Source organism: Streptomyces hirsutus, from assembly GCF_001418415.1.
GTDB lineage: Bacteria > Actinomycetota > Actinomycetes > Streptomycetales > Streptomycetaceae > Streptomyces > Streptomyces hirsutus.
Genome location: NZ_LIQT01000111.1, coordinates 1 through 5458 on the forward strand (window position 1 = coordinate 1; position 5458 = coordinate 5458).

Sequence of the window (5458 nt, forward strand, 5' to 3'; positions counted from 1 at the left end):
TGACGTTGGTGCCGCCGGACCGGCCGGCGTGCGAGGCCCAGACGACGGTGAGCGAGGGGCGGTGCTCGGCGATGCCGACGTGCTCGGTGGGGTTGCCGACGACGAGGTCCGCGTAGACGTCCGTGGTGAGGTCGGCGCGCCGCGACCTCGTCTACGGCGGCACCAACGACGTCGACCGGGAGGGCGGGACCGTCAACGTGCTCCACGGCACCGCCGGCGGCCTCGACACCGCACGCGTCCACCGGATCCACCAGGGCAGCCCCGGTGTCCCCGGAACCGGTGAGGAGGACGACTGGTTCGGCGAGACGTCGGCGAGCGCCGACCTCAACAAGGACGGCTACGCGGACCTCGTCGTCGGCAACCCCACCGAGCACGTCGGCAGCGCCGAGTACCGCGGCTCGGTCACCGTCGTCTGGGGCTCGAAGGCCGGCCTGTCCGGCGGCACCAACGTCAGCCCGGCGTCCGGCGCCGGCGGCCGCCACGCCCAGTTCGGCAGGGACGTCGCCACCGGCGACTTCACCGGAGACGGTTCACCCGACCTCGTGGTGATCGGCGGCGGCGAGGCCTGGCTGTACCGCGGCCCGTTCACCAAGGCCGGCGCGACCGGCAAGGTCAGCCGGATCGACAAGACGGGCAGCGGCTGGTACTCGCACGGCCTCGCCGCCGGCAAGATCAACGGCGACGGGAAAACGGACCTGGTGATCCTCGGCACACAGTTCTACGGTTCCGAGCAGCGCCACCGCATCTGGTCCCTGACCGGCTCCTCCTCGGGCCTGTCGTCCGGCCCGTCCAAGACCTTCAGCAGCGAACCCTGGGCCGCCGCGATCGGCGACTTCGACAAGAACGGCTACGGCGACATCGCCGTCGGCCTGCCCGACCAGGGCAACGGCCGGGGCGCGGTCACCGTCTGGCGCGGCACCTCCTCCGGCCCGAGCGGCTCCACCACGTTCACCCAGGCCACGGCCGGCGTCTCGGGCTCCCCCGAGGCGGACGACAACTTCGGCTACGCCGTCTCCGCCGCCGACGCGAACGGCGACGGCTACGCCGATCTCGCGGTCGGCGTGCCCCACGAGGACGTCGGCGGCCACGACGACCAGGGAGGCGTCCACCTCTTCCGCGGCGGCTCGGGCGGCCTCTCCGGCGCCCGCTCCTCCTGGATCCCGCAGACGGTCGTGGGCCCCGCCGACGATCACCTCTCGTTCGGTTTCGCCGTACGTCTGCGCGACCTGACCGCCGACGGCCGCGCGGACCTGGCGCTGGGCGCCGCGCAGCGCGGAGTCGTGCTGCGCGGCACCAGCGCCCTGCCGACGACCGACGCCACCACGCCCCTTCCCGATTTCGAGGGCGGCTTCACCGACTGACCCCGGCTCCGTCCTGCGGAGGACCGGACCGGCGCCGGACCCTCCGCAGGACGGACCACCCGGCTGACGGCCCCTTAGGGGATGTCACAGCTCGGCCGCAAAGCCGGGCCCGAAACCCCGGGCCCGGCACGCGGCCCCCCGGGACCAGGTACGTTCGACAACGTGGCTGGATTCAGGATCGGACGCGGCCGGGACAACAACGGCGCTCCTCACGCGCGACCGCAACAACCCCCGTACGGACAGCAGACGCCGCCGGGGCCGTCGTACGGCTCCCCGCAGGCGCCTCAGCCGTACCCGCCCCAGCAGCCGCCCTACGGCAGAGGCGGCCACAGCGGCGGCGGCAACGGCGGCGGTGGCTGGCCGCAGGTGAACCGCGGGCCGGGCGGTCCGGGCGGGCCGGGCGGCTACGGCGGCCAGCACCGCCCCGGGCCCGGCGGCGGCCACGGCGAGCCCGAATACTTCGGCGACGGCGGCGCGTACCCTCCCGGCCCGCACGGCCACCACGCCCCCCACGACCCGTACGCGGCCAACAATCCGGGGCACACCCAGGCCTTCCGGATCAGCGACGACCACTACCACGACGACGCGGCCCCGCTGCCGGGCCCGGTGGGCCCCCGCCTGCCCTGGAAGGACCTGCTCAAGGGCATCGTCACCGCCCCCGACCAGACCTTCCTGCGGATGCGCGACTACACGGTGTGGGGCCCCGCCCTCACCGTCACCTTCCTCTACGGCCTGCTGGCGGTCTTCGGCTTCGACGGCGCCCGCGAAGAGGCGATCGAGGCCACCATCACCAACGCCATACCCATCGTCCTGATGACGGGCGTGGCCATGGTGATCAGCTTCCTCATCCTGGGCGTGGTCACCCACTCCCTGGCCCGCCAGCTCGGCGGCAACGGCGCCTGGCAGCCCACGGTCGGCCTGTCCATGCTGATCGTGGCCCTCACGGACGCCCCCCGCCTGATCCTCGCGATGTTCGCCAGCGGCGACGCCACCTTCGTCCAGATCGTCGGCTGGGCCACCTGGGTCGCGGGCGGGGCGCTCCTCACCCTGATGGTCAGCCGCTCCCACGACCTCCCCTGGCCGAAGGCCCTGGGCGCGTCCGCGATCCAGCTCCTGGCCCTGCTGTCCCTGGTGAAGCTGGGCACGCTCTGACCACGAGCAGCACACGGGAAAGGGGGCTCCCGCCGGGAGCCCCCTTCTTGTCGTCCTGCCCTCGACCGCCGGCCGCGCGCGCGTCCCTCTACGCGTCGAGAACCTGCCCGGCCCGCTTCACCACGGGCGGCTGGACGGACCACGGGAAGTTGATCCACTCATCGGTCCGCTTCCAGACGTACTCGCACTTCACCAGGGACTGCGTCTTCTCGTACACGACGGCGCTGCGCACCTCGGCAACGGCGTCGAGGCAGAAGTCGCGGACGAGCTTGAGTGTCTTGCCGGTGTCGGCGACGTCGTCGGCGATCAGCACCTTCTTGTCGGTGAAGTCGATGACGCTGGGCACGGGCGCCAGCATGACCGGCATCTCCAGCGTCGTCCCCACCCCGGTGTAGAACTCGACGTTCACGAGATGGATGTTCTTGCAGTCGAGGGCGTAGGCGAGCCCGCCGGCGACGAAGACACCACCCCGCGCGATGCTCAGCACGACGTCCGGCCGGTACCCGTCGTCCGCGATGGCCTGCGCGAGCTCGCGCACGGCCACACCGAACTGCTCGTAGCTCAGGTTCTCCCGCACCCCGCTCACGTCACCCACCCCGCTCACACCTGGGTCCGGTGGAAGTTGAGGAAGGACCGCGAGGCGGTGGGCCCGCGCTGCCCCTGGTAACGGGAACCGGACCGCTCACTGCCGTACGGGAACTCGGCGCGCGAGCTGAGCCGGAACAGGCACAGCTGGCCGATCTTCATCCCGGGCCACAGCTTGATCGGCAGGGTCGCGAGGTTGCTGAGCTCGAGGGTCACGTGCCCGGAGAAGCCGGGGTCGATGAACCCGGCGGTCGAGTGCGTGACGAGCCCGAGCCGCCCCAGCGAACTCTTCCCCTCGAGCCGCGAGGCGAGATCGTCGGGCAGCGAGATGACCTCGTACGTACTGGCCAGCACGAACTCACCGGGATGCAGGATGAACGGTTCGTCCCCCTCCGGCTCCACGAGCCGGGTCAGCTCCGCCTGCTCGACGGAGGGGTCGATGTGCGGGTACCGGTGGTTCTCGAACACCCGGAAGAAGCGGTCGAGGCGCACGTCGACACTGGACGGCTGCACCATGGATTCGTCGTAGGGATCGACCCGTACCCGCCCGGCGTCGATCTCGGCCCGAATGTCCTTGTCTGAGAGAAGCACTCCCCGAGGATACGCAAGACGCGCAGGCCGACCACCACCGCGCCGCCCCACGCGCCCACGCCCGAGGTCTCCGTACTGCCCCGGCCCACCGACCGCTCTCACGACCGGCGGCCCGGACACAGCCCTGCCGCTACCGCTCTACCGCTTCCCGAAAGTCACCGGTACGACGCTGCGAAGCCGCGCACAGCGCGGACAGCGCAGCAACCGACCGGGGCCGAGCCGCTCGGCCTGCTGCATCGGGAACGATGTGGCGGCGAATACGTGCCCATCGGCACAGCGGACGACGGTGCGCTCCATCAAGTCCAAGAGTCCCTTCCCAAGAACCGCATCTGGCTTCCTACCCTGACGACAAAAGCCACATTACGGGATCAAGGAGACGCCCTCGCGGGGGGACTCCCCACCCCGCACACCCCTCACTCGGAGCCCCACCGTACGCCCCAACTCCAGCCCTCCGCACACGCTTCCACCCCTGAAACGACATCAGGTCCCCGGCACGGAAAACACCGGAGACCTGGCATGGGGTACAGTGGGCGAGCATCCGGACACCGTGTCGAGATCAGTGTTCTGGATCACACGCGGGTGTAGTTTAATGGTAGAACATCAGCTTCCCAAGCTGAGAGCGCGAGTTCGATTCTCGTCACCCGCTCCACGCGAAACCCCCAGGTCGACGACCCGGGGGTTCTTTGTTGTCCAGACCGGTGGGCGGGGCGCGCACCACATCCGCACCATAAGGGCGCGGCTAGTGTCCGTCGGCGCGCTTCCGGGTGGCGATCACGGTGGCGGCCGTGCCCGCCGTTCCGTACAGCGCGTACAGCAGGCCCTGGCCCAGGAGGTCGCCGCGCTTCACCTCCTGGGCGTACTTGAGCTGGTCGTACGTGGCCGTGCCGGTCGAATAGCCGCCGTGGACGCTGTAGTCGAGCGCGCAGGTATGGCCCTGCCGCATGGGACCGGGGTGGTCCTCGCCGTCCTCGCCCAGCTGGAGCCCCGGGCAGTCCGGGACGCCGTGGGCCGCCCCGGCCCTCAGCAGGGTGATCACCCCCCACGCCAGCGGGACCAGGAAAAATGCGATGAACACTCCGCGTAACCTCATTGCGGCACCCTAGGTGACCGGAAAGGTTCACCGGCTCGCGACGCCCGGCACGGCACTAGCTTCCCGTGGGCCTCTCGTTGTGGTGCGCGGGGTCATGATCCTTACCCTTGTGGTGCCTCGCACGCTCGGCTCGGACCAGGTCGTCGAGGCCGGCCGCCAAGTCACGCTGACGCTCCTCATCGGAGTGCTGATAGATCAGCGCGGCCTTCTCGGACGACTGCCCGGCGCGGACCATCGTGCCCTTGGGAGTGGCCCCGGACCGGGTGGAGAGCGTGTGCCCGGTGTGCCGGAGGTCGTGGAACCGGAAGCCCTCGGGCATGCCGACGACCTCCCGCGCCCGCCGCCGCTTCCGCCCGAAGGTACTGCGCCGGAAGGGTGCCCCCCTCTCCCCCACGAAGACCAACCCGTCCGGCCCCGGTTCGGCGTACGACTCCAGATGTCACCGGAGCTCCCGGCGGAGAAACCCGGGAAGAATCACAGTCCGGGTGCCGGCCTCCGACCTGGTGTCGCCCTGGACTCGTCGCCCGTTCATCCGCTCCGGCTCGGCGAGACGGATCCGGATGCGCAGGTTGGCGATGCCGACGTCCCGGCGGCGGAGGCCGGCCGGCTCCTCCGACCGCATCGGACCGTAGGCGCCGAGGTACACCATCAGCCGCCACCGCATCCCCACCGCGTCGGC

The 5458-nt window shown here is 71.0% G+C and carries 5 protein-coding genes, 1 tRNA gene and 1 pseudogene; 3 read left to right on the forward strand and 4 right to left on the reverse strand.

What is annotated here, in order from left to right:
* The first annotated feature begins 125 nt into the window (after nt 1-125).
* Together AOK11_RS09455 and AOK11_RS09460 are read left to right on the forward strand one after the other, a co-directional pair.
* Nucleotides 126-1361: an FG-GAP and VCBS repeat-containing protein gene (locus AOK11_RS09455; RefSeq protein ID WP_240497273.1), complete on the forward strand. Its 1236-nt coding sequence runs from the start codon at nt 126-128 to the stop codon at nt 1359-1361.
* An 81-nt stretch (nt 1362-1442) separates the two neighbouring features.
* Entirely contained in the window at nt 1443-2513 is a 1071-nt protein-coding gene (locus tag AOK11_RS09460; RefSeq protein WP_055593218.1) for a Yip1 family protein, read from the forward strand.
* An 88-nt stretch (nt 2514-2601) separates the two neighbouring features.
* Here AOK11_RS09460 and AOK11_RS09465 read toward each other — a convergent pair whose 3' ends face one another.
* Together AOK11_RS09465 and dcd are read right to left on the reverse strand one after the other, a co-directional pair.
* Nucleotides 2602-3099 (reverse strand): phosphoribosyltransferase, encoded by a 498-nt coding sequence (locus tag AOK11_RS09465; RefSeq protein WP_055593220.1) that lies wholly within the window; start codon nt 3097-3099, stop codon nt 2602-2604.
* A 14-nt stretch (nt 3100-3113) separates the two neighbouring features.
* Nucleotides 3114-3689 (reverse strand): dCTP deaminase, encoded by a 576-nt coding sequence (gene dcd / locus AOK11_RS09470; protein WP_055570280.1) that lies wholly within the window; start codon nt 3687-3689, stop codon nt 3114-3116.
* A 575-nt stretch (nt 3690-4264) separates the two neighbouring features.
* On the opposite strand from dcd, the gene AOK11_RS09475 reads away from it, so the two are divergent.
* Nucleotides 4265-4338, forward strand: a tRNA-Gly gene (locus AOK11_RS09475).
* Between the two features lie 90 nt (nt 4339-4428).
* On the opposite strand, the gene AOK11_RS09480 is transcribed toward AOK11_RS09475, so the two are convergent.
* Both AOK11_RS09480 and AOK11_RS09485 read right to left on the reverse strand, forming a co-directional pair.
* Nucleotides 4429-4779 (reverse strand): hypothetical protein, encoded by a 351-nt coding sequence (locus AOK11_RS09480; RefSeq protein WP_240497274.1) that lies wholly within the window; start codon nt 4777-4779, stop codon nt 4429-4431.
* A gap of 55 nt (nt 4780-4834) precedes the next feature.
* Nucleotides 4835-5458: pseudogene (locus tag AOK11_RS09485) on the reverse strand (tyrosine-type recombinase/integrase); the annotation flags it as partial.